Annotated in this window: 23 protein-coding genes and 1 pseudogene; 7 read left to right on the top strand and 17 right to left on the bottom strand. The window is 69.7% G+C overall.

Features of this window, described 5'->3' with window-relative positions; genetic code table 11:
• The first annotated feature begins 9 nt into the window (after window positions 1-9).
• Complete coding sequence (locus tag ACQEVG_RS04295) at window positions 10-1278, top strand: PTS transporter subunit EIIC (RefSeq protein ID WP_432977220.1); 1269 nt, start codon at window positions 10-12, stop codon at window positions 1276-1278.
• 76 nt (window positions 1279-1354) lie between these two features.
• On the opposite strand, the gene ACQEVG_RS04290 is transcribed toward ACQEVG_RS04295, so the two are convergent.
• Window positions 1355-2107: an MBL fold metallo-hydrolase gene (locus ACQEVG_RS04290; RefSeq protein ID WP_432977217.1), complete on the bottom strand. Its 753-nt coding sequence runs from the start codon at window positions 2105-2107 to the stop codon at window positions 1355-1357.
• Between the two features lie 187 nt (window positions 2108-2294).
• On the opposite strand from ACQEVG_RS04290, the gene ACQEVG_RS04285 reads away from it, so the two are divergent.
• Window positions 2295-2756: a type II toxin-antitoxin system PemK/MazF family toxin gene (locus tag ACQEVG_RS04285; protein ID WP_432977214.1), complete on the top strand. Its 462-nt coding sequence runs from the start codon at window positions 2295-2297 to the stop codon at window positions 2754-2756.
• Window positions 2757-2918: 162 nt separating this feature from the next.
• Here ACQEVG_RS04285 and ACQEVG_RS04280 read toward each other — a convergent pair whose 3' ends face one another.
• From ACQEVG_RS04280 to clpS, 7 genes are all read right to left on the bottom strand, one after another.
• Window positions 2919-3869 carry a PLP-dependent cysteine synthase family protein gene (locus ACQEVG_RS04280; protein ID WP_404723642.1) on the bottom strand — a complete coding sequence of 317 codons (951 nt, stop codon included), beginning with the start codon at window positions 3867-3869 and terminating at the stop codon, window positions 2919-2921.
• A complete protein-coding gene (locus tag ACQEVG_RS04275; protein ID WP_432977210.1) occupies window positions 3869-4147 on the bottom strand; it encodes a MoaD/ThiS family protein in 279 nt (92 codons plus the stop codon). The genes ACQEVG_RS04280 and ACQEVG_RS04275 overlap by 1 nt, the downstream gene beginning before the upstream one ends.
• 89 nt (window positions 4148-4236) lie before the next feature.
• Entirely contained in the window at window positions 4237-4353 is a 117-nt protein-coding gene (locus ACQEVG_RS04270; protein ID WP_360872777.1) for a putative leader peptide, read from the bottom strand.
• Window positions 4354-4434: 81 nt separating this feature from the next.
• Window positions 4435-4857, bottom strand: coding sequence for a Mov34/MPN/PAD-1 family protein (locus tag ACQEVG_RS04265; RefSeq protein WP_432977206.1), 423 nt, complete (start codon window positions 4855-4857; stop codon window positions 4435-4437).
• 81 nt (window positions 4858-4938) lie between these two features.
• On the bottom strand, window positions 4939-6378 hold the full coding sequence (locus ACQEVG_RS04260; RefSeq protein ID WP_432977203.1) for an amino acid permease: 1440 nt from the start codon (window positions 6376-6378) through the stop codon (window positions 4939-4941).
• A 339-nt stretch (window positions 6379-6717) separates the two neighbouring features.
• Complete coding sequence (locus tag ACQEVG_RS04255) at window positions 6718-7311, bottom strand: DUF2017 domain-containing protein (RefSeq protein ID WP_432977200.1); 594 nt, start codon at window positions 7309-7311, stop codon at window positions 6718-6720.
• Entirely contained in the window at window positions 7311-7625 is a 315-nt protein-coding gene (gene clpS / locus ACQEVG_RS04250) for an ATP-dependent Clp protease adapter ClpS (protein WP_432977197.1), read from the bottom strand. Before clpS ends, ACQEVG_RS04255 begins: the two co-directional genes overlap by 1 nt.
• Window positions 7626-7705: 80 nt before the next feature.
• On the opposite strand from clpS, the gene ACQEVG_RS04245 reads away from it, so the two are divergent.
• Together ACQEVG_RS04245 and ACQEVG_RS04240 are read left to right on the top strand one after the other, a co-directional pair.
• Window positions 7706-9034 (top strand): nicotinate phosphoribosyltransferase, encoded by a 1329-nt coding sequence (locus ACQEVG_RS04245; RefSeq protein WP_432977194.1) that lies wholly within the window; start codon window positions 7706-7708, stop codon window positions 9032-9034.
• Between the two features lie 101 nt (window positions 9035-9135).
• Entirely contained in the window at window positions 9136-9723 is a 588-nt protein-coding gene (locus tag ACQEVG_RS04240; protein ID WP_432977191.1) for a nicotinamidase, read from the top strand.
• 213 nt (window positions 9724-9936) lie between these two features.
• Here ACQEVG_RS04240 and ACQEVG_RS04235 read toward each other — a convergent pair.
• Both ACQEVG_RS04235 and ACQEVG_RS04230 read right to left on the bottom strand, forming a co-directional pair.
• A pseudogene (locus ACQEVG_RS04235) lies at window positions 9937-10230 on the bottom strand (hypothetical protein); the annotation flags it as partial.
• 122 nt (window positions 10231-10352) lie between these two features.
• The gene (locus ACQEVG_RS04230) at window positions 10353-12770 is read right to left on the bottom strand and encodes an immune inhibitor A domain-containing protein (RefSeq protein ID WP_432977188.1); all 2418 of its coding nucleotides are present in this window, start codon (window positions 12768-12770) and stop codon (window positions 10353-10355) included.
• Between the two features lie 371 nt (window positions 12771-13141).
• On the opposite strand from ACQEVG_RS04230, the gene ACQEVG_RS04225 reads away from it, so the two are divergent.
• Window positions 13142-13492, top strand: a complete 351-nt coding sequence (locus ACQEVG_RS04225) for a hypothetical protein (protein ID WP_432977185.1) — start codon at window positions 13142-13144, stop codon at window positions 13490-13492.
• Here the strand turns inward: ACQEVG_RS04225 and ACQEVG_RS04220 are convergent.
• On the bottom strand, window positions 13481-14203 hold the full coding sequence (locus ACQEVG_RS04220; RefSeq protein ID WP_432977182.1) for an RDD family protein: 723 nt from the start codon (window positions 14201-14203) through the stop codon (window positions 13481-13483). The two genes, ACQEVG_RS04225 and ACQEVG_RS04220, sit on opposite strands and share 12 nt — an antisense overlap.
• A gap of 117 nt (window positions 14204-14320) precedes the next feature.
• On the bottom strand, window positions 14321-15826 hold the full coding sequence (locus tag ACQEVG_RS04215) for an RDD family protein (RefSeq protein WP_432977179.1): 1506 nt from the start codon (window positions 15824-15826) through the stop codon (window positions 14321-14323).
• A 221-nt stretch (window positions 15827-16047) separates the two neighbouring features.
• Between ACQEVG_RS04215 and ACQEVG_RS04210 the strand changes: the two genes are divergently transcribed.
• Window positions 16048-16524 (top strand): SsgA family sporulation/cell division regulator, encoded by a 477-nt coding sequence (locus tag ACQEVG_RS04210; RefSeq protein ID WP_432977176.1) that lies wholly within the window; start codon window positions 16048-16050, stop codon window positions 16522-16524.
• 62 nt (window positions 16525-16586) lie between these two features.
• Here the strand turns inward: ACQEVG_RS04210 and ACQEVG_RS04205 are convergent, their stop codons facing one another.
• Window positions 16587-16967: a VOC family protein gene (locus ACQEVG_RS04205; protein WP_432977173.1), complete on the bottom strand. Its 381-nt coding sequence runs from the start codon at window positions 16965-16967 to the stop codon at window positions 16587-16589.
• A gap of 99 nt (window positions 16968-17066) precedes the next feature.
• Window positions 17067-18434, bottom strand: coding sequence for an FAD-binding oxidoreductase (locus ACQEVG_RS04200; RefSeq protein WP_432977170.1), 1368 nt, complete (start codon window positions 18432-18434; stop codon window positions 17067-17069).
• Window positions 18435-18542: 108 nt separating this feature from the next.
• On the opposite strand from ACQEVG_RS04200, the gene ACQEVG_RS04195 reads away from it, so the two are divergent.
• Entirely contained in the window at window positions 18543-20219 is a 1677-nt protein-coding gene (locus ACQEVG_RS04195; protein WP_432977167.1) for a tetratricopeptide repeat protein, read from the top strand.
• Between the two features lie 45 nt (window positions 20220-20264).
• On the opposite strand, the gene nthA is transcribed toward ACQEVG_RS04195, so the two are convergent.
• From nthA to ACQEVG_RS04180, 3 genes are read right to left on the bottom strand one after another with little or no spacing between them, the layout of a single operon-like run.
• The gene (gene nthA, locus ACQEVG_RS04190; RefSeq protein WP_432977164.1) at window positions 20265-20852 is read right to left on the bottom strand and encodes a nitrile hydratase subunit alpha; all 588 of its coding nucleotides are present in this window, start codon (window positions 20850-20852) and stop codon (window positions 20265-20267) included.
• Window positions 20849-21127, bottom strand: a complete 279-nt coding sequence (locus tag ACQEVG_RS04185) for an SH3-like domain-containing protein (RefSeq protein WP_432977161.1) — start codon at window positions 21125-21127, stop codon at window positions 20849-20851. Before ACQEVG_RS04185 ends, nthA begins: the two co-directional genes overlap by 4 nt.
• On the bottom strand, window positions 21120-21401 hold the full coding sequence (locus ACQEVG_RS04180; protein WP_432977158.1) for a hypothetical protein: 282 nt from the start codon (window positions 21399-21401) through the stop codon (window positions 21120-21122). Before ACQEVG_RS04180 ends, ACQEVG_RS04185 begins: the two co-directional genes overlap by 8 nt.
• Between the last annotated feature and the right edge of the window lie 137 nt (window positions 21402-21538).

Here is a 21538-nt window from a genome sequence, read left to right as displayed (position 1 = left end):
AGGAAGTTGATGTCCACGGCTAGCGCCGCCCCCGAGGCGGACAAGAAGAAGATGGGCGCCGGCGTGATGGCTGTCATGCAGCGCATCGGCCGCAGCCTCATGCTGCCGGTCGCGGTGCTGCCCGCCGCCGCGCTCCTGGTGCGTTTCGGCCAGCCCGACATGCTTGCCAGGGACTCGTTCCCGACGTTCATCACCAAGATCGCCGGGTACATGGCGGCCGGCGGCGACGCGATCCTCGCCAACATGGCGCTGCTGTTCGCCGTCGGTATCGCGATCGGTTTCGCCAAGAAGTCGGACGGCTCGACCGCACTCGCGGCCGTCACCGGCTATCTGGTCTTCAAGAACGTGCTGGCCACGTTCACCGACCCGAACCTGGACAAGGTCGCCAAGGTCGTCGACGGCAAGATCGTCATGACCGAGGCCCCCGTGGACGCCAAGGTCCTCGGCGGCGTGGTGATGGGCATAGTCGTCGCCCTGCTGTACCAGAAGTTCTACCGGACCAAGCTGCCGGCCTGGGCGGGCTTCTTCGGCGGCCGCCGTCTCGTCCCGATCCTCTCCGCCTTCGCGGGCCTGCTCATCGGCATCATCTTCGGCCTGATCTGGCCGGTCCTCGGCACGGGTCTGCACAACTTCGGTGAGTGGCTGGTCGGCTCCGGCGCGGCGGGCGCGGGCATCTTCGGTATCGCCAACCGTGCGCTGATCCCGATCGGCATGCACCACCTGCTGAACTCGTTCCCGTGGTTCCAGGCCGGTACGTACGAGGGCAAGAACGGCGACATCGGCCGCTTCCTCGCCGGTGACCCGACCGCCGGACAGTTCATGACCGGCTTCTTCCCGATCATGATGTTCGCGCTCCCGGCGGCCTGTCTCGCGATCGTCCACTGTGCCCGCCCGGAGCGCCGCAAGGTCATCGGCGGCATGATGTTCTCGCTCGCGCTCACCTCGTTCGTCACCGGCGTGACCGAGCCGATCGAGTTCACCTTCATGTTCATCGCGCCGGTGCTGTACGCGATCCACGCGGTGCTGACCGGTGTCTCCATGGCGCTGACCTGGGCGCTGGGCATGAAGGACGGCTTCGGCTTCTCGGCCGGTGCGGTGGACTTCTTCCTCAACCTGGGCATCGCGTCCAACCCGTGGGGCCTGGCGCTGGTCGGGCTCTGTTTCGCGGCGGTCTACTACGTGGTCTTCCGCTTCGCGATCGTCAAGTTCAACATTCCGACGCCGGGCCGCGAGACCGACGAGGAGCTTGCGGAGCTGCAGAAGGCGGAGGCCAAGTAGGCCTCGCGCATCCCCTCCGAAGCCCTGCCTCTCGTACGAGAGGCAGGGCTTCGGCTGTTGAGACCTTGGAACAGACCTAGACCTCGTAGACCGCGCCCGCGAGCGCGATCTGGGTCGGACCGTCGTAGACCAGGCGGGCGTCCGCCAGGTTCTGCTCGGGGTCCGTCCACGGCGGGATGTGGGTCAGTACGAGCCGGCCGACGTTCGCGCGCTGCGCGTGGGCGCCGGCCTCGCGGCCGTTGAGGTGGAGGCCGGGGACGTCCTCCTTGCCGTACGTGAAGGACGCCTCGCACAGGAAGAGATCGGCGCCGTCGGCGAGTTCGTGCAGCGGCTCGCAGACGCCGGTGTCGCCGGAGTACGTCAGGGTCTTGCCGCCGTGCTCCACGCGGATGCCGTACGCCTCGACGGGGTGGCTCACCTTCTCCGTACGGACGGCGAACGGGCCGATCTCGAAGCTGCCGGACTTCAGCGTGTGGAAATCGAAGACCTCGCTCATGGAGGAGGCGGAAGGGGTGTCCGCGTAGGCGGTGGTCAGGCGCTGCTCGGTGCCTTCCGGGCCGTAGACCGGGAGGGCTCCGCAGCGGCCGCCCTCGTGGCGGTAGTAGCGGGCCACGAAGTACGCGCACATGTCAATGCAGTGGTCCGCGTGGAGATGACTGAGAAAGATGGCATCGAGGTCGTAGAGACCGACGTGGCGCTGCAGCTCGCCGAGGGCGCCATTGCCCATGTCGAGAAGCAGCCGGAAGCCGTCGGCCTCTACGAGGTAGCTCGAGCAGGCCGATTCCGCGGACGGAAACGACCCCGAGCAGCCGACGACGGTGAGCTTCATGGAGCCTGAACCTCCGTTGACGGGGAGGGCTGGGGGAGGGTCGTGCGGTTTGTCGAGCGTAAGGCGCAAAAGGTCGGGTCGCTTCCCCGGGGCGGGCCGTTGTGGGGGAACTCACCTGCTCTGTCACCGGTTCGGGCGTTCGTGGTGAGGGGGCCGGGGGCGGGGGCGCGCCGGTACGGTCTGGGGTATGGACACGTCATGGTGGCTCGCTGTGTGCGCGGTGGTGGTGATCGCGCTTGTCGCCGCGGTGGTGGACGGCCGCGGCCGCGGCACGCGCCGCCCACGCGGCCGGACGCGCCCCCCGGGCCGCCCCACGGGCCCCGGGCGGGCCCCTAAGCGGCGGCCGCGGCCGGGCGAGATCTGGTGGGCGGACGTGCCCTATGAGGACGGTCCGGGCTCGAAGGACAGGCCGTGCCTGGTGCTTACGGTACGCGGCCGGACGGCGCAGGTCGCGAAGATCACGAGCAGATACCACGAGGAACGGCCGGGCGTGATCTCACTGCCACCGGGGACGGTGGGGGATGCGCGGGGCAGGCCGAGCTTTCTGGAGACGGATGAGCTGCGGGACGTGGCGGTGTGGGAGTTCCGGCGGCGGGTGGGGAGGGTGGACCCGACGGTCTGGGACCAGGTCCGCCACCTGTCCCCCTGAGCGCAGGCTTTCCCCCCTCGCCCCGCGCTTCCCGCTGACGGGGGCAGGCCCCGGGCCCCTGGATGGCGCCCGCTTCGCCGCGCACGGGAGCGGCTTACGGGAGCGGCCTACGGACAGGAGCCCGAGGGCCGCAGGAGGGCCGGGCGGGAAAGCCCCACCCGGCTACGCCCAGAGCTGGCCCTGCAGCGTTTCGATCGCCGCCTCCGTCGTCGGTGCCGTGTAGACCCCCGTCGACAGGTACTTCCATCCGCCGTCCGCGACCACGAACACGATGTCCGCCGGCTCGCCCGCCGCCACCGCCTTCTTGCCGACGCCGATCGCCGCGTGGAGCGCCGCTCCCGTCGAGACGCCCGCGAAGATGCCCTCCTGCTGGAGGAGTTCGCGGGTGCGGGTCACCGCGTCCGCCGAGCCGACCGAGAAGCGGGTGGTGAGGACCGAGGCGTCGTACAGCTCGGGGACGAAGCCCTCGTCCAGGTTCCGCAGGCCGTAGACCAGGTCGTCGTAGCGCGGCTCCGCCGCCACGATGCGGATGCCGGGGACGTGCTCACGCAGGAAGCGGCCGACGCCCATCAGCGTGCCCGTCGTGCCGAGGCCCGCCACGAAGTGGGTGATCGACGGGAGGTCCGCGAGGATCTCGGGGCCGGTCGTGGCGTAGTGCGCGCCCGCGTTGTCCGGGTTGCCGTACTGGTAGAGCATCACCCACGACGGGTTCTCGGCCGCCAGTTCCTTCGCGACGCGGACCGCCGTGTTGGAACCGCCCGCCGCCGGGCTGGAAATGATCTCCGCGCCCCACATCGCCAGAAGCTGGCGGCGCTCCTCGCTCGTGTTCTCCGGCATCACGCACACAATGCGGTAGCCCTTGAGCTTCGCCGCCATGGCAAGGGAGATTCCGGTGTTGCCCGACGTCGGCTCGAGGATCGTGCAGCCCGGCGTCAGACGGCCGTCCTTCTCCGCCTGCTCGATCATGTGGAGCGCCGGGCGGTCCTTGATCGAGCCCGTCGGGTTGCGGTCCTCGAGCTTGGCCCAGATGCGGACCTCCTCCGAGGGCGACAGCCGCGGCAGTCGGACCAGCGGAGTGTTGCCGACCGCCGCGAGCGGGGAGTCGTAACGCATCAGCGCATGCCACCGGCGACCGCAGGAAGGATGGTCACGCTGTCGCCGTCGGCGAGCTTGGTGGAGATGCCGTCGAGGAAGCGGACGTCCTCGTCGTTCAGGTAGACGTTGACGAAGCGGCGCAGCTGGTCGCCGTCGACGATGCGCTCCCGGATGCCGTTGTGCCGGGTCTCGAGGTCGGCGAAGAGCTCGGCGAGAGTGTCCCCGCTCCCCTCGACAGCCTTCGAGCCGTCGGTGTAGGTGCGGAGGATGGTCGGGATGCGGACCTCGATGGCCATGACATGGGCTCCTGTCGGGAGTGTGGCGGGGGTTGCGTAGGTGCGCGCGGCTCAGGCCCCCCGCGCAGGGGGTGGTGCGGTCGATGCGCTCAGAGCGCAGCGCGGGCCGTACACATCGCGCTGGCGAGACGGCACAGGTCGACGTGCAGCCGCGCCACGAGCAGCACGGTGCTCGGCGTCCTGTCGCTCACGTCATGGGGAACCATGCGGTCATCGTAACGATTCCCCGTCCGGGTTCCGGAATGTGATCTCGCATGATGGACATAACCGGCCCAGCATGTGGGCAGTCAGTACGCCGTGACGACCTTGACCTCCTCCTCGGTGACCTCGCCCTCCACAATGCGGAACGAGCGGAACTGGAAGGGGCCCGCCTCGTCGGCGTCGGCGGTGGAGACCAGGACGTAGTGCGCGCCGGGCTCATTGGCGTAGGAGATGTCCGTACGGGAGGGGTACGCCTCGGTCGCGGTGTGCGAGTGGTAGATGATCACCGGCTCTTCGTCGCGGTCGTCCAGCTCCCGGTAGAGCTTCAGCAGATCCGCCGAGTCGAACTCGTAGAACGTGGGCGAACGGGCGGCGTTCAGCATGGGGATGAAGCGTTCGGGGCGGCCGCTGCCCTCGGGGCCCGCGACCATGCCGCAGGCCTCGTCGGGGTGGTCGGCGCGGGCGTGCGCGACGATCTGGTCGTACAGGGCCTCGGTGATGGTCAGCATGAGCGACAGGATAGACAGGAGGGCAGGCCCGTACCGAAGAGCGGTACGGGCCTGCCCGGATGCTGGACCGGGGGTCCTGCGTCAGCGCTTGTTGAAGGCCGCACCCTCGGGGTTGCGGGACTTCAGCACCAGGTAGGTGACGCCGAGGATCAGGGCCCACAGCGGCGCACAGTACAGCGAGATCCGTGCGTCCTTGTCGACGCCCATCATCACGATGACCATGCCGATGAAGAGCAGGGCGAACCAGCTGGACCACGGCGCGCCGGGCGCCTTGAACGTGGACTGCGGCAGCCCACCGCGGTCCGCCTTGGCGCGGTAGCGGATCTGGCAGACCAGGATCATGATCCAGGCCCACATGCCGGAGATGGTGGCGAAGGAGACGACATAGTCGAAGGCCTTGCCCGGGGCGACGTAGTTGATCCACACGCCGACCAGCATCAGCGCGGCGGAGACCGTGGTGCCGATGAGCGGGGTGCCGCTCTTCGTCAGCTTGGTGAAGAACTTCGGGCCCTGCCCGTTGAGCGCCAGGTCGCGCAGCATGCGGCCGGTGGAGTACATACCGGAGTTGCAGGACGACAGGGCGGCGGTCAGAACGACGAAGTTCACGATCGCGGCGCCGACGCCGAGGCCCATCTTCTCGAAGGCCGCGACGAACGGGCTGACGCCCGGCTGGAACTCGGCCCACGGGACGACCGAGAGGATCATGATCAGCGCGCCGATGTAGAAGACGGCGATGCGCCACGGCACGGTGTTGATGGCCTTGGGCAGCGTCTTCTCCGGGTCCTTGGACTCGCCGGCGGTGACGCCGACCAGCTCGACCGCGAGGAAGGCGAACATCACGATCTGCAGCGTCATCAGCGTGCCGCCGATGCCCTCGGGGAAGAAGCCGCGGTCGTTCCAGAGGTTGGACACGGTCGCGGTGTCGGCGGCGTCGGAGAAGCCGATGGTGAGGATGCCGGCGCAGATCAGGATCATGCCGACGATGGCCGTCACCTTGACCATCGAGAACCAGAACTCCAGCTCGCCGAAGAGCTTCACGGAGATCAGGTTCGCGGCGTACAGAATGACCGTGAAGATCAGCGCGTACGCCCATTGCGGGAAGCCGTCATGGGTCCAGAAGGACATGTACTGCGCGGCCGCGGTGACCTCGGTGATGCCGGTGACGACCCAGAAGAGCCAGTACGTCCAGCCGGTGACGAAGCCCGCGAAGGGGCCGACGAACTCGCGCGCGTACTCGGAGAAGGACCCCGAGACCGGGCGGTACATCAGCAGCTCGCCCAGCGCCCGCATGATGAAGAAGATGACCAGGCCCGCGATGGCGTAGGCCAGGATGAGGCTGGGTCCGGCCTTGGAGATGGCCTTGCCCGCGCCGAGGAACAGGCCGGTGCCGATGGCACCGCCGATCGCGATCATCTGGATCTGACGGGCACCCAGTCCCCGCTGGTAGCCCTCGTCCGCGCCTGCTGCGGACCCCTGGGCCTCATTGCCGTCGTATTGCTTGTCGACCTGCAGTGAGGTCATGGTGATGCGCCCTTTCTCCATGCTGATCCGCGTCCGCTGCGAGTGCCGCGCGACTGCGGATCAGGTCCTGATCCCCCCGGATGTGGATGGAGTGCCACCGGCGGTCAGCCGGTCCAAGCGCCCCCGGCGACATGGGTGGCGTCCCCGGGCGGTCGTGAAGATTTATCACGGTTGCAGCAGCGATGAGCCCAGGCGCTGTGGCGCACACCACAGAAAGAACCGGACAAAATTCCATCGGCATGGCAAAGCATGCCGATGCGGTGACGCGATCGTTATCCGGATTTGAGTGTCCGTTGAGCGAACAACAGAAGGACGACTCGGGGCATCCAGCGGGACGACTCAGGACATCAGGGTCTCGACGAGCGTCTCCTGGAGCGCGCCGAGCCAGAGATACGCCATCACCATCGGCTTGCGCGGATCGGAGTCCGGCAGCCGGTACAGATCGTCGTTCTCGTCCTCGTCGGTGACCTCGAGCCGGGTGCCGATGGTCAGCCTCAGGTCATTGAGCGCGCCGAGCCAGTGCAGACAGTCGTCGGCGGTCAGCTTGAGCACGGCGCCCCCCTCGCCGACCGCGGTGAGGGAGTCGAGGGTGCGTACGAGACACAGCGCGTCGTCGCGCTTGCGGGAACGCAGGTCCTTCTCGGTGAACCGCCTGAACTCCGCGGAGGCGGCACGCAGTTCCTCGTCCGCCTCGTCGGCGTCGGGACCTGCGTACGCCTCCGGGAAGAGCCGGGCCAGCGCCGGGTCGGCGGGCGGCTCGCTCGGGCCCTCGGCGAAGAGCGCGTTCAGCGGATCCTCCCCCTCGACCGGCTCGTCGCCCGGCCCGATCAGCTCAAGCAGCTGCACGGCCAGCGAGCGCAGGATGGAGATCTCGACCTCGTCGAGCGCGACAGCGGCGCCGCCGCCGGGGATCGGCTCGAAGTGCCCCGACATCAGCCGCGGTCCTGGGAGAGGGTCGCCCACAGGCCGTAACCGTGCATGGCCTGCACGTCACGCTCCATCTCCTCGCGGGTGCCGCTGGAGACGACGGCGCGTCCCTTGTGATGAACGTCGAGCATCAGCTTGTGCGCCTTGTCCTTGGGGTAGCCGAAATAGGCCTGGAAGACATAGGTGACGTAGCTCATCAGGTTGACGGGGTCGTTATGGACGAGCGTCACCCACGGCACGTCGGGCTCGGGTACGGCGAAGGTTTCCTCGGCCGACTCAGTGCGTTCGATCTCTGTGGGAGCAACACTCACCTGGTCCATGCTGCCACCCGACAGGGCTCATCGCACAAACGACCCGCACATCTCGTCAGTTTGACGAAATGTGCGCTAGCATCGTTGCCATGAACACAGCGGACCTTGGCCTGCCGGTGGATGTCCCCTCGACAGCGCTCTTCACGGACCAGTACGAGCTCACGATGCTCCAGGCGGCACTGCGGGCCGGGACGGCACACCGCCGATCCGTCTTCGAGGTCTTCACCCGCCGGCTGCCCGAGGGGCGGCGGTACGGCGTCGTGGCGGGCACGGGCCGGGTCCTGGACGCCGTCGAGAACTTCCGCTTCGACGCGGGTGTGCTGGGCTTTCTGCGCGCGCAGAAGATCGTCGACGAACCGACGCTGGAGTGGCTCGCGTCGTACCGCTTCAGCGGCGACATCTGGGGCTACCCGGAGGGCGAGGTGTACTTCCCGGGCTCGCCGGTCCTGCGGGTCGAGGGGACCTTCGCCGAGTGCGTGCTGCTGGAGACCGTGGCCCTCTCGATCCTGAACCACGACTCGGCGATCGCGGCGGCGGCATCCCGGATGCACACGGCCGCGGCCGGGCGCCGGCTGATCGAGATGGGCGCACGGCGTACGCACGAGCTCGCCGCGGTCGCCTCGGCCCGTGCGGCGTACGTCGGCGGCTTCGACTCCACCTCCGACCTGGCGGCCGGCTTCCGTTACGCCATCCCGACGGTGGGCACCAGCGCACACGCGTTCACGCTGCTGCACGACAGCGAGCGCGACGCCTTCCAGGCGCAGGTGGACTCGCTCGGGCGGGGGACGACCCTGCTGGTCGACACGTACGACGTGGCCGAGGCGGTGCGCGCGGCGGTGGAGATCGCGGGTCCCGAGCTCGGCGCGGTACGGATCGACTCCGGGGATCTGCTGCTGGTCGCGCACAGGGTGCGGCAGCAGCTGGACGCGCTGGGCGCGCGCAACACCAAGATCGTCGTCACCTCGGACCTGGACGAGTACGCGATCGCCTCGCTGGCCGCGGCGCCGGTCGACGCGTACGGCGTGGGCACGCAGTTGGTCACCGGCAGCGGGCACCCCACCTGCTCGATGGTCTACAAGCTCGTGGCCCGCGCCGAGTCCGCCGACCCCAGGGCGCCGCTGCACGCCGTGGCGAAGAAGTCGCTGGGCGGGAAGAGCTCGGTGGGCGGCCGCAAGTGGGCCGCGCGCCGGCTGGACGCGGACGGCGTCGCCGAGGCGGAGGTGATCGGTGCCGACGCGGTGCCGGCCGAGCTCGCGGACCGGCAGCTGCTGGTGGAGCTGATCAAGGGCGGCCAGATCGTCGCGCGCGAGCCGCTGGACGCGGCGCGCGAGCGGCACATCGCCGCGCGGGCGGGGCTGCCGCTGTCGGCGATGCAGCTCTCCAAAGGAGAACCCGTGCTGCCCACGGAGTACGTGTGAGCGCCGCGGGAAGCCCTCTCCCGTAGGGCGGGCCGAGTCTCTAGGCTCAATACGTTCGCTCGCCGGTCTCCCCCACCGATCCCCACCGAAGGACACCTGTCATGCACCGCGCATTGATCGTCGTGGACGTTCAGAACGACTTCTGCGAGGGCGGCAGCCTCGCGGTGACGGGGGCGGCCGATGTCGCCGCCGCCATCACGGACCTGATCGGCCAGGCCGCGCCGGCGGGTTACCGCCATGTGGTGGCCACCCGCGACCACCACATCGAGCCCGGCGACCACTTCTCGGACCACCCGGACTATGTGAACAGCTGGCCGCCGCACTGTGTGGCGGGCACGGAGGGCGTCGGCTTCCATCCGAACTTCGCCCCGGCGGTGGCGTCGGGGGCGATCGACACGGTCTTCGACAAGGGCGCGTACGCGGCGGCGTACAGCGGCTTCGAGGGCACCGACGAGAACGGCACGACGCTGGCGCAGTGGCTGCGGGCGCGCCAGGTCACGGAGGTCGACGTGGTCGGCATAGCGACGGACCACTGCGTACGGGCGACGGCGCTGGACGCGGCGCGGGAGGGCTTTCGCACGCAGGTGCTGCTGGACCTCACCGCGGGCGTGGCGGAGGCGACGACGGAGCGGGCACTGGAGGAGCTGCGGGGAGCGGGCGTGGAACTGTCCGGCAAGCCGGTGGTGTGACCCGCGGGGCCCCCGGAACCCCCGCACACGACCTCCGGCCGCGTGTCCTCAGTCCCCGGACGGGCTGAAATTCAGCCCGTTGGGGTTCCCCCGGACGAAGTCTGGGGATGGAAGCGCCGGGTCCGGGGCGGAGCACCAGTTCGGGAAGGGTCGTGGTGGGGAGCAGACCCGCGCACCCCGCCCCCGCGCAGCCTGAGTGCCCCGCGCCGGGCTCATCAGCGTCCGTATCGGGTGCCACAGCTCGTCGTGGTCCTCCGGCGACGTACGCCACAGCAGGCCGTCCGGATGGTGCAGTACCGCCGTGATCTCGTCCGGCGTCGGCGGCTCCGCGTTGCCCCGCAGATACACCGCCCGCAGGCCCAGGTTCCGCAGCCGCGTCAGCGCCCTCGCGCGGTTCACCGCGTGCACCAGGAAGCGCACCGTGCTGCCGTCACCCACCGGGCTGGGCAGGCTCAGAGCGACTACCACGCTGCCGTTCGGCAGCTTGCAAAAACCTCCGCCGGGCATGCTGAACCACTCCCCCGTGAGATGGCGTGTCAATAAGGGTCTGCAAGACGCACCTAAACACGATCGGCCGCCGCCCGCTAGAGGGCGACGGCCGACAATGCTCTGACCTGCGGTTATACGAATTACTTGGTCGATGGACCGACCTTGACCGTGATCGTCTGGCCGCTCAGCGGCTCCCGCACGACCGTGATCTTGGTGTTGGTGTCAGTAACCTTCACACCCGCGGTCGGGTTCTCGGCGAACCAGTAGACGCCCTTGCGGTCGTCGAAGACCGGGTTCCCCGCCTGCGGCTTGATCCGCAGCGCCACGTCCGCCTTGTGCAGCGTGATGCCGTCCGTCGGCCGGAGGCTGAACGGCGAGTCGAAGCTCTGGATCTTGTTCCGCAGCACCGTGCCGTCCGCCCACTTCAGGGCCTTCGGGTGGGCGTCCACCGGGAGCACCAGGCCCTGGCCCGGGTGCTGGCTGGTGTTGTTGTCCTTCTGGGAGGTGTCCCAGTACCAGATCATCAGGCCGTTCTGGTACGGGTAGTGCTCGACCCAGGCGTCCTTGGGCGCCTTGAAGCCGAAGTTGTACGGACCGACCTTGAGGGTCGTGTCGTACGACACGTACTGACGGTTCTCGGCCAGGTAGTACTGCTCGTACTCCTTGGTGAAGGACTCACCGATGCGCGAGAAGCCCTTCGCGGTCCAGCCCGCGTCGTCGCCCTCGGCGTTGTCGGTGAACAGCGGCTTGCCGTCCGCCACCACGCTCAGCGCGTCGGCCGCGAAGCCCTTGCCGCCCGCGCCGCCGTCCGTCTGGTAGCGGAAGCGGACGTCGACCTTCTTGCCCGCGTAGGCGTCCAGCGAGTACGCCAGCTTCTTGTACGCGCCCGAAGCACCGGTCAGCGCCGGCTTGTCGGACGAGTCGCGGGTGATCGGCTTGCCGTCGGCCGTGCCGTCCACCGGCGTCCAGTTGGCGCCGCCGTCCGTCGACACCTCGGCGTAGAGGTAGTCGTAGTCGGCCTCGATGTCCCACCAGCCCGAAAGCTCGAGGGACGCCTTGGACTTGCCGGTGAGGTCGACCGAGCGGGTGAGGGTGTTCTTGAGGTTGTCACCCATGTCGCTCCACCACTGCTTGGAGCCCTCGGCGGGCTTCACGACAGTCGTGGTGACGGCCTTCTTCGGCAGCTCGACAACAAGCGCCTGCGGCTTCTTGGTGTTGTACTCCGCCACACCCAGCGTGTGGGTGGACTTCGTCGCCGCCTTGGCCTTGGTGTAGTTGAGCCAGCCCAGCTGCAGCTTGTCCCAGGCGTTCATGTCGCCCGGCAGGTCGCCGATGGAGTCCTTGCCGGTGCCGAGCCAGGAGCCGGCCGACATCAGGGTCCAGAAGCCGGTGGAGTTCTCGCCGCCGCCCGAGGTGTCGTAGTGGTCGGGCAGACCGAGGTCGTGACCGTACTCGTGGGCGAAGACACCGAGGCCGCCGTTCTCGGGCTGCATGGTGTAGTCGCCGACCCAGATGCCGGTGGTGCCGATCTGGGTACCGCCGGCCTTGTTGTTCGCCGGGCCGGTCTTGCCGGCGTCGGTGCCGTACGCGTACCAGCGGTGCGCCCACAGGGCGTTGGTGCCCTCGACGCCGCCGCCCGCCGACTCGTCCTCGCCCGCGTGGACGATCTGGAAGTGGTCGATGTAGCCGTCGGGCTCGTTGAAGTTGCCGTCGCCGTCGAAGTCGTAGCGGTCCCAGAGGTCGTACTTGGACAGGTCCGCCTTGATCTGCGCGTCCGTACGGCCCTTGGCCTTCTGGTCCGCGGCCCAGGCGGTGACGCCGTCCTTGACCGTGTCCCAGACGTTGGCGCAGTTGGTGTCGCCGCAGTAGTTGGAGCCGTAACGGCCCTCGTTGTAGTCGACCTTGACCCAGTCTGCGACCTCGCCGTCGACCGAGTAACGGCCCGAGGAGGTCTTCTCGTAGAAGGTCTTCAGGGAGTGCTTCGGCTGCCCCTTCTTGTCCTTGCCGGTACCGAAGTAGAGGTCCTGGAAGTGCTGCCGGTTGTAGTCCGCCTGCCAGGCCGTGGAGTTGTCGACCTTGCGGTCCGGCTGGGCGATCTTGTTGTGCAGCGGGCCCGGAGTGCCGCCGTACTTCTTGACGGGGGGCTTCGGCCCGTCCGGGCCGTCCGGGTCGAACATCGTGGTGTCGTCGACCTTGTCGCCGAACTCCACCAGGATCGTGAAGATCTTGTCCGTCTTCTCCCGGCCGAGCTCGACGTATTTCTTGTCGCCGAGCTTCACGACCTTGGACGCGCCGCGCTGCTGCACGGTCGCGTCGCCGGCTATGACCTGCTCCAGCGCGGCTTCGCGCTGCTGGTCCTGCTGCTTGCTGAACGGGCCGTCGAGGTCGTGCTCGACCTGGCCCTTGTGCGGCGCCGGGTCATGGCGCTCGATCCCCGCCGGGCTCGACGACCTCTGGTTGTCGGCCTGGGCGCTACTGAACGCCGAGGCCGACGCGGTGGTCGCGGCCAGGGCCACGAGCACCGCGGACGCTCTGATCGTCCGTCGCTTGGTGGTCACTTGATGTTGTCCTCCCCCGCGGCCCGTCGCAGCGGACCGGATGTGGGGTCGTCCGCGCGCGGTGTCGCGTCACAAGTGACGACATTCGACCGGAGTCACGGGAGAAAAGACAGACCTTGACTTGCGCAAGCCAACTGCACTATGCGTAAGCACAGTTCCGCTATCCGGACGTCGGACGAATCGGGCAACGGGCGCACCCAATGAGACACTTGCCCGAACGAATGACTCAATGCGCCCCCCATGCACCGGCACCGTGGGTTAGGTCACGCTTACTGCTGGTTCCTCCCGGGCATCCACCGTCGTAGAGTCATTTGTCAGTGCGACCGAGTTGAGAGACACCCCCCGACAATGTCCCGAGGACGGATACCGTCATGCCGCGTCCCACTGCCGCACAGCTCGCCTACGGTTCGGCGACCGTCGTCTTCTCGACACTCGCCCTGCTGCTGCTCACCCGTACCAGCCACGTCCTGGGAGTCGCCGCCATAGGAGCTGCCTCAATGGCGATCGGACTGGTGGTCGCCGCCGCGCTGCCGATGGGCAGGACGCGGGGACCACGGAAGGCGAAGGCGACGCGAACGGTCCGTACGAACCATTCGGCCGCCTCCGCCATGTCGACCACGGCCGCCTCCGCAGACGGTCTCACCACCCGGGTGACCGCCGCCGCCGCCCGTGCGCGCACCGGGGCCGAGGCCCTGGCCGCCCAGCACTCGCTACGCCGCTGACACCACCACCGTCTTGCCCGCCTTGTCGTGCAGACCCTGCTTGTACGGCTTGTCGCTCAGGATCGTCAGGATGATGACGAGCCACCAGAGACAGAAGCAGCACACCCACGCCGGCACCCAGAGCACCACGGCGCGCATCAGCGCGGAGGGCGTGTCGGGCACGCTGCCGTCATTGAGCATCGCGACCCGGATCTTCATCAGGTGCTTGCCGACGGTCTGCCCGTTCCTCTTGGTCATGACGGTGTCGTAGCCGACATACACGGCCAGGGAGATCAGCGACCAGAGCCACTGCCTGCCGGTGTTCACCTGCTTGGTGATCTCGTCCCAGGTGTCGCCGTTGTCCGTCATGTCCCAGCCGCCGACGAGCAGCGAGATCACGAACAGCGGCACGAAGATGATGAGCGCGTCGACGACGCGGGCGGTGAAGCGCCTGCCGAAGTCCGCGAGCGGCGGCATACCGGCGAGCGGGTCCACGTTGCCGTACCCGCCGCCGAAGCCGCCCGGTTCGTACGGAGGGGGCTGGCCGCGACCACCGTCGTAGGGGCCTGAGCCGCCGTAGGGGGAGCCGGGCGGCGGGCCCTGGCCGGGTGGCGGGCCCTGTGGCGGCGGGGGCTCCTGGGGACCGCCCGCCGGCGGCGTCGGTTCCTGCGGCTTCTTGAGGAAAGGGTCGTCCTCGGGCGGCTCGCCGGGCGGCGGCTGGTGGTTGCTCATGGGGGCAGTGCATCCCGCCCAGGGGCCCCCCGCAACGGCTCGCGCGCCGTTCGGGGGAACCTTGCCGGACTTCCTCGCCCGGCTCCTTGCCCGACTTCCCTGCGGACCTCCGTGGGGTCAGCTCGTCACGAAGGTGTGGGCCGTCTTGTCGTGCCAGCACTGCCGCCACGGGCGGTCGAACAGGCACCACAGCACATTGAGCACACCGACCACGAGCGCGCCGAGCACTCCGTAGACCAGCCAGCGGCGCAGCGCCGCCCCGAACGACGGCGGCTCGTGGGACTCGATGTCCCAGACCCTGATGCCGCAGAGCTTCTTGCCGAGGGTGCGGCCCCACTTCGCGGTCGGCAACGCCTCGTACAGCACGCCGAGGACCAGCAGGGCGCCCAGGACGATGCCGAGCTGACCGGCGGTGGTGGAGTCGACGAGCCAGACGGTGACCGTCTCGCCCGACTGCTTCGCCGCCTCGATCTTGTCGTCGATATGGGCGCGCGCCTGCGATACCACCGGTACGGCGACGGCGCCGACGAGCGCACCGAGCAGCAAGGTGTCGATCAGCCGGGCGGCGAGGCGCTTGCCGAGGGACGCGGGGCGGGCCGCCGCCTGGGCCTGGGCGGCCTGCAGGAAGGGGTCGTTGACCGGCGGCTTCCAGGGCGCGACCGGCTGCTCGCCCTCGGGGCCGGTCCTGGCGAGCTGGTGGACCTGCTGCGCCCAGGAGGCCGAGCCGCCGCCGGGGCCGTTGGTGACGGGTGCCTGGGACTGCGCGGGCGCCTCGGGCTGCGGCTGGGCGGGTGCCTGGGGCTGCGGGCCGCGCTGGGCCGGAGTCTGCGGCGGGGTGGGCGCGGTCGGTGCGGCTGGTGCGCCCGGCGTCATGGAGCGGACCGACAGCAGGCCTTCGGCCTGCCCGGCGGCGCCGGTGGGCAGACCACGGCGCATGGCGCGGATCGCGACGGTGCTGTCGACGGGCGGCTGCGGCTGGGGCCGGCGGGCGGACGGCTCGCCCGTTGGCGCTGCCGCCGAGGGGTCCGCGGCGCCCGAACCGGGGGCGGAGGTCGCGCCCTTGCCGGGGCGCAGCGGACGGATGCCGACCGTGCCGTCGACCGGCGGCTCGCCCCCGGCGGACGGAGCGAGGGAGCGGACGCCGGGCAGGGCGCCGCCGGTCGGGTCGGCGGGCGCACCAGAAGCACCAGGGGTGCCCAAGTCGCCCTGGGTGCGCGGGTCCGGGCCGCTGCCCGTGCCTCCCGTACCGCTCGCGCCGCCCCAGGAGACGCGGCTGTCGCGCTCGCCGCCGAAGCCGGTCTGCCGCGAGGTGTCGGCCTGCCAGGCGGTGGCGGGCTCCGGTCGGGACGGCTCGTCGGTCGGCTCCTCGTCGAGGAAGACCGGACCGGTCTCCTCCACGGGAGACGGAGCCGGGGCGGGTACCGGGCCCTGGCTCGCGCCCGACGCGGATGCCGCCGATCCGGGTGCCGCGGGCATCGCCTCGCCCGTCTTCGGCGCGGGGCGGCTCGTTCCGGGCACCCACGCGGCACCGTTCCAGTACCGGACATATCCAGGAATGGAAGGGTCCGGGTAGTAGCCGGGCGTAGGACTGCCGTCGCCTGTGGCCGGGGTTGGGGCGCTCATCACCGTGGTCCCGTATCTCCTCGAGAGCCGCAATTCAAGGCACCACATCTATCAGACGCTCGCGCACCCCCGGGCCGGTCCTGCCGTAACGACCACTTTCCGGTATCGGGCGACACGACGGAAAGTTGCTCGCGAAAGTCGCGTCATAGCGGCCGGGCAACGCGCTCTCTCCTGGTACGGCCCGCTCACAAGGCCTCGTACCGGAAGGAAGGAGCACTGTCATGCACACCGTCGTGGAGCGCGAGCTGGAGCTCAAACTGGTGCTGTCGCCCGAGCTCAGCATCCCTGTCCCCGCTCGACTGGCCTACCGCACGGACGACCCGTATGCCGTGCACATCACCTTTCACATCGGCTCCGACCACCCCGTCTCATGGACCTTCGCCCGCGAGCTGCTGGTCGAAGGGGTGTTCAGGCCCGGCGGCCACGGAGACGTCCGGATCTGGCCGACCAAGATCGACGGCCGCAGCGTGCTGCTGATGGCCCTCTGCTCCCCCGACGGCGAGGCGCTGCTCGAGGCGCCGGCGGAATTGGTGTCCGCCTGGCTGGAGCGGACTCTGCGGGTGGTGCCCCCGGGCTCCGAGTCCGAGCAGCTCGGCATCGACAACGGCCTCGCCGAGTTGCTCGCGCCCACTCCGGCCGACGATCTGCGGCTGCGGGACCCGTGCCTCCCGGACGAGTCCAAGGACGGCGATGCCTGAGCGGTGACGGATGCCTGGTCGGTGACCGATCCAGTCGATGACGGATCCAGTGGATGACGGATCTAATCGGTCACGTACGTATGGGTGATGAACTCCAGGGAGTGGCCGTCGGGGTCGTCTATGTACACCCCGCGGCCCCCGTAGTGGTGATTGATCTGCTGTGACTCGGCATGCATCGGATCGGCCCAGTACGGGAGTTCGCGGTCGGTGATCCGGCCGAAGATCTCGTCGAACTCCTCCTCGGAGACGAGGAAGGCCAGGTGCTGCGGGGTGATGGCGCCCCCGGCGTCGAGGTAGTCGAGGGTGACGCCGCCTGCCAGCGGCAGGCTGGCGAACGGGCCGAATGGCCTGGGCTCCGGCTCCCCGATCAGCTCGGCGAGAAAGCGTGCGCCGGCGAACCGGTCGCGGCTGTGGACGATGGTGTGATCAAGCTGTGCTGGCACGGCTCCTCCTTCATCTGCACCTTCACGGTATTGCGGGGAGTCCTGCCCGGACCATCGGGAATTCGCCTTAGGCCTGCGGCCCCAGAAGAGGCCACGACCTCAGAAGAGTTTGCCGGGGTTGAGCAGGCCCAACGGATCGAAGGCGTGCTTGATGGCCCGTTGCATCTCCACGCCCACCGGGCCGAGTTCGCGCGCCAGCCACTCCTTCTTCAGTACGCCGACGCCGTGTTCGCCGGTGATGGTGCCGCCGAGTTCGAGGCCGAGCGCCATGATCTCGTCGAAGGACTCGCGGGCGCGGCGGGACTCGTCCTCATCGGCCTGGTCGAAGCAGACGACGGGGTGGGTGTTGCCGTCGCCCGCATGGGCACAGACGCCGATCGTGAGGTCGTACTTGCCGGCGATGGCGGCCGTGCCCTCGATCATCGCGCCGAGTCGGGAGCGCGGCACACAGACGTCGTCGATCATCGTGGCCGTCTTCACGGTCTCCAGGGCGGTGAGCGACAACCGCCGTGCCTGGAGGAGGAGTTCGGACTCGGCGACGGTGTCGGCGGGGACGACTTGGGTGGCGCCCGCCGCGCTGCACAGCTCGCCGACGGCGGCCAGGTCGGCGGCCGGGTCCGGGGTGTCGAATGCGGCGAGCAGCAGCGCCTCGGTGCTGTCGGGCAGGCCCATGTTCGCCATGGCGTTGACGGCCCGTACCGTCGTACGGTCCATGAGCTCCAGGAGCGAAGGCGTATGGCCGCGTTCCATGATCGCGCAGACCGCCTCGCAGGCGGCGGCCGCGGAGTCGAACTCGGCCGCGAGCACGAGCTGCGCGGGTGGCCGCGGCCGGAGCGCGAGGACGGCCTTGACAACGATGCCGAGGCTGCCTTCGGAGCCGACGAAGAGCCTCGTCAGGTCGTATCCGGCGACGCCCTTGGCGGTGCGGCGGCCCGTGCTGAGCAGCCGGCCGTCGGCGAGGACGACCTCCAGGCCCAGCACATACTCGGCGGTCACCCCGTACTTGACGCAGCACAGCCCGCCGGAGGCGGTGCCGATGTTGCCGCCGATGGTGCACATCTCCCAGCTGGAGGGGTCCGGCGGGTAGTACAGACCGTGTTCGCCCACCGCCCGGGACAGCACGGCGTTGACGACGCCCGGCTCCACGACGGCGATCCGGTCGACCGGGCTGATCTCCAGGATCCTGTCCATCTTCGTCAGGGACAGCACGATGCAGCCGTCGGAGGCGTTGGCCGCCCCGGACAGGCCGGTACGGGCGCCCTGCGGGACGACGGGAACGCGCAGCTCGGTCGCGGTGCGCATGACGTGCTGGACCTGCTCGACGGTGCGTGGCAGCACGACGACCGCGGGGGTGCCCGCGGCGCAGAAGCTCGCCATGTCGTTGGCGTACGAGGCCGTGATGTCCGGGTCGGTGATCAGGGCCTCGGCGGGCAGCCCGGCACGCAGCCGGTCCAGAAGATCGTCCATGACACCAGCCTCGCACCGGGGGCCATCGGTGTGAACCCGTCTGCCTTCCGCTGCGCAGGGCCGAGTGCTTTCTTCGTACTGGCTGCTTACTGACGCACAGTGAGCGCCATGAACAGCGAACAGGTGAAGAACGTCACGATCGGCACGCTGGTCGGCGCGACGCTGGTCGTCGGGGTGATCACACTCGCCCCGGGTTGGGGTGATGACGGACCGCCGCCCGCGCCGGGAGCGCTGGGGCGGGCGGCGGAGGCGGTGGCCGGCGGGGCGCCGGCCTCGCTCGCCGATCTGACCGCCCTCATCTACGACCGCGAGCGGTGGGTGAGGGCGCACCCGAAGGACGACGAGTCGTGGGCGGTGCTCGGCTCCGCGTATGTGGAGCAGGGTTCCCGGCTGGTGGACGCGGACTACTACCCGAAGGCGGAGAGCGCGCTGCTGCGCTCGCTGACGGTGCTGCCGGGCGGGAAGGGCAACGTCGGGGCGCTGGTGGGGCTCGCGTCGCTGGCCAACGCCCGGCACGACTACGCCCGGGCCCGTGCCCTGGGCGAGAGCGCGAGGAAGCAGCAGCCGCAGCGGTGGAGCGCGTATCCGGCGCTGATCGACGCGTACAACGGGCTCGGTGACTACAAGGCCGCCGGCAAGGCGCTGGACAAGCTCATGGAGCTGCACCCGGGCGGACAGACGCTGGGCCGGGCGGCCGAGATCTACCGCGACCGCGGCTGGCGCGAGGACGCCGCGGCGCTGGCGTACGACGCGGTGGGCGGCGCGCAGGCGCCCGAGGAGAAGGCGACCGCGCGCCACCGGCTCGGCGATCTGGCGTGGGAGCGGGGCGAACCGATGGAGGCGCTGGAGCAGTACGACCTGGCGCTGAAGCTGGTGCCGGACCACCATCCTTCACTGGTGTCGCGGGGTCGGGCGCTGGCCGCGCTGGGGCGTACGGACGAGGCCTTCCGCGACTACGAGTCGGCGCTGGGGATGGTGAAGTTGCCCGAATACGCCCTGGCGGCGGGCGAGTTGTACGAGTCGCTGGGGCTGGACGGGGATGCGGAGACGCTGTACGACCATGTGCGCGACCGGGCCGAGAGGTCCGACAGGTCCGACGGGACGGACACGGACGGGGTCGATGACGACATCGTGCTCGGCCGTTTCGAGGCGGACCACGGCGATCCGGCCGCGGCCGTGCATCGGCTGCAGGCCGAGTGGGACCGGGGGCACCGGAGCATGTCAGCGGCGGACGCCCTGGGGTGGGCGCTGTACCGGGCGGACAGGCCGAAGGAGGCGTTGCCGTATGCGAAGAAGGCGACGGAGCAGGGGCTGCGCAGCGCGCTGTTCACGTACCACCGCGCCGAGATCGAACGCGCGCTCAAAATGACCGGCCCGGCCCGCAGGCACTTGGAGGAGGCGCTGCGGATCAACCCGTACTTCTCGCCACTGCTGGCACCGGAGGCACGGGACGCGCTGGACGTGCTGGGGGAACCGCCTCCGGGCGGCCCCAAGGATGTGACGGGGACGGAAGGGGACGAGGATGCGGCGGACGAGGTCCCGCCGGAGGCCCAGCAGTCACCGCCGGTCACGACGGAGGCGCCGGAGGCCTCACCGTCCACCACGGCCGAGGAGAGCCCGCCGCAGGCCACACCGTCCACCACGGCCGGGAAGAGCCCGCCGCAGGCCACACCGTCCAGCACCGCCGGGGAGAGCCCGTCGCAGGCCACACCGTCCACCACGGCCGGGAAGAGCCCGCCGCGGGCCTCTCGGTCCGCCACGGCCGAGGTGAAGCCGACACCGTGAAGGGGGCCCGGGTGACGGAACCCGGTGCCCGGCCGACTGCGGCGCTCAGACCGCCGCCGTGCCGATCAGCCCGTTCCGTGTCACTCGTGCCGCCAGTTCCGTCTCCGTCAGCGACTCCGAGCCCTCGGGGCGGCGCGGCAGCACCATGTAGCGGGTCTCCGAGGTGGAGTCCCACACCGTGATCTCCACATCGGGCGGCAGCCGCAGCCCGAACTCCTCCAGTACCGCCCGCGGTTCGCGGACCACACGCGAGCGGTACGCCTCGCTCTTGTACCAGCTCGGGGACGGGCCGAGCAGCCGGAGCGGGTAGCACGAGCAGAGCGTGCACACGATGACGTTGTGCGTGTGCCCGGTGTTCTCGACGACGCGCAGGCGCTGCGTGCGGACTCCGCCCGCCTTGAAGCCGAGTTCGCCGACGGCCGCCGTGCCGTCCGCCAGCAGCCGGGCGCGGAAGGCCGGATCGGTCCAGGCCCGGGCGATCACCCGGGCCCCGTTCGCCGGGGACGCACCGCTCAGGAACGCGTCGATCGCCTCGTCGAGCGCCGCGCCCGCGACGACACCGCGCTCCTCCAGGAGGGTCTCCAGACGGCGTACGCGGCGGGAGATCAAGGCGTCCGAGTGGGTTCCGGTCACGGCTGGTCGTCCTCCAGGTAGCTCTCGAACAGATCCAGTACGACGTGGTGGTCACCGTCGCCCCACAGCTCCCGGGCCGCGAACCGTACGGCGTAGACCTGCTCGACGGGGGCGTCGTCGCGCCCCTGCGAGCGGACGTCGGCGAGCGGCACCCGGCCCTCGGGCTCGACGACGGTGCCGTGCTTGCCGCGGGCGTACCGCGGCAGCCGGGTGTGGTGCGGTGGATCGTGATGCACGGTCCGCACCCCGGCGCCGGGAGCGAAACGGTCAGTCATCGAGCTCGCCCGCCTCGATGACGCCCTTGCTCTCCAGGAGAGTGACGATGGCGTGGAACCAGCGCTCGTAGTACGAGGCCGCCAAGTACTCGGCGGGCGCCATCGATTCGATGGCGTCGCGGAACTCGTCGAGGTTGAAGACCTTCCCGACGATGAGCGCGCGGTTGAGGGCGAACACCCGGGCTTCCCAGTCCGCGTGGAAGGGCTCGGTGTCGTCGGTGGTGTCGATGGGCCCGAAGCCCTGCATCCCGCCTACGTCGTTGATCCTGGCCATGCGTCCAGCCTAGGCGGTGCGGGGGCCTGTTCCTTCAGAAACCGGGGCAGGCCCCAACCCCGTATGCGGCCTTCGGCCGCATGACCTCAACGCCGGAAGGGCTGCAGTTCAGCCCCGCCGGCGTGTGAGGCGCTCGG

This window comes from Streptomyces sp. CA-135486 (assembly GCF_050936555.1).
GTDB lineage: Bacteria > Actinomycetota > Actinomycetes > Streptomycetales > Streptomycetaceae > Streptomyces.
The sequence above is the reverse complement of the archived record's forward strand: the minus strand, read 5'-3'. Positions and strand labels throughout refer to the sequence as shown.

Excerpts from the sequence above, each read along its gene's own strand:
- ACQEVG_RS04295 (WP_432977220.1), top strand. The coding sequence starts at position 10 with ATGTCCACGGCTAGCGCCGCCCCCGAGGCGGACAAGAAGAAGATGGGC.
- ACQEVG_RS04290 (WP_432977217.1), bottom strand. The coding sequence starts at position 2,107 with ATGAAGCTCACCGTCGTCGGCTGCTCGGGGTCGTTTCCGTCCGCGGAA.
- ACQEVG_RS04285 (WP_432977214.1), top strand. The coding sequence starts at position 2,295 with ATGGACACGTCATGGTGGCTCGCTGTGTGCGCGGTGGTGGTGATCGCG.
- ACQEVG_RS04280 (WP_404723642.1), bottom strand. The coding sequence starts at position 3,869 with ATGCGTTACGACTCCCCGCTCGCGGCGGTCGGCAACACTCCGCTGGTC.
- ACQEVG_RS04275 (WP_432977210.1), bottom strand. The coding sequence starts at position 4,147 with ATGGCCATCGAGGTCCGCATCCCGACCATCCTCCGCACCTACACCGAC.
- ACQEVG_RS04270 (WP_360872777.1), bottom strand. The coding sequence starts at position 4,353 with ATGGTTCCCCATGACGTGAGCGACAGGACGCCGAGCACCGTGCTGCTC.
- ACQEVG_RS04265 (WP_432977206.1), bottom strand. The coding sequence starts at position 4,857 with ATGCTGACCATCACCGAGGCCCTGTACGACCAGATCGTCGCGCACGCC.
- ACQEVG_RS04260 (WP_432977203.1), bottom strand. The coding sequence starts at position 6,378 with ATGACCTCACTGCAGGTCGACAAGCAATACGACGGCAATGAGGCCCAG.
- ACQEVG_RS04255 (WP_432977200.1), bottom strand. The coding sequence starts at position 7,311 with ATGTCGGGGCACTTCGAGCCGATCCCCGGCGGCGGCGCCGCTGTCGCG.
- clpS (WP_432977197.1), bottom strand. The coding sequence starts at position 7,625 with ATGGACCAGGTGAGTGTTGCTCCCACAGAGATCGAACGCACTGAGTCG.
- ACQEVG_RS04245 (WP_432977194.1), top strand. The coding sequence starts at position 7,706 with ATGAACACAGCGGACCTTGGCCTGCCGGTGGATGTCCCCTCGACAGCG.
- ACQEVG_RS04240 (WP_432977191.1), top strand. The coding sequence starts at position 9,136 with ATGCACCGCGCATTGATCGTCGTGGACGTTCAGAACGACTTCTGCGAG.
- ACQEVG_RS04225 (WP_432977185.1), top strand. The coding sequence starts at position 13,142 with ATGCCGCGTCCCACTGCCGCACAGCTCGCCTACGGTTCGGCGACCGTC.
- ACQEVG_RS04220 (WP_432977182.1), bottom strand. The coding sequence starts at position 14,203 with ATGAGCAACCACCAGCCGCCGCCCGGCGAGCCGCCCGAGGACGACCCT.
- ACQEVG_RS04215 (WP_432977179.1), bottom strand. The coding sequence starts at position 15,826 with ATGAGCGCCCCAACCCCGGCCACAGGCGACGGCAGTCCTACGCCCGGC.
- ACQEVG_RS04210 (WP_432977176.1), top strand. The coding sequence starts at position 16,048 with ATGCACACCGTCGTGGAGCGCGAGCTGGAGCTCAAACTGGTGCTGTCG.
- ACQEVG_RS04200 (WP_432977170.1), bottom strand. The coding sequence starts at position 18,434 with ATGGACGATCTTCTGGACCGGCTGCGTGCCGGGCTGCCCGCCGAGGCC.
- ACQEVG_RS04195 (WP_432977167.1), top strand. The coding sequence starts at position 18,543 with ATGAACAGCGAACAGGTGAAGAACGTCACGATCGGCACGCTGGTCGGC.
- ACQEVG_RS04185 (WP_432977161.1), bottom strand. The coding sequence starts at position 21,127 with ATGACTGACCGTTTCGCTCCCGGCGCCGGGGTGCGGACCGTGCATCAC.
- ACQEVG_RS04180 (WP_432977158.1), bottom strand. The coding sequence starts at position 21,401 with ATGGCCAGGATCAACGACGTAGGCGGGATGCAGGGCTTCGGGCCCATC.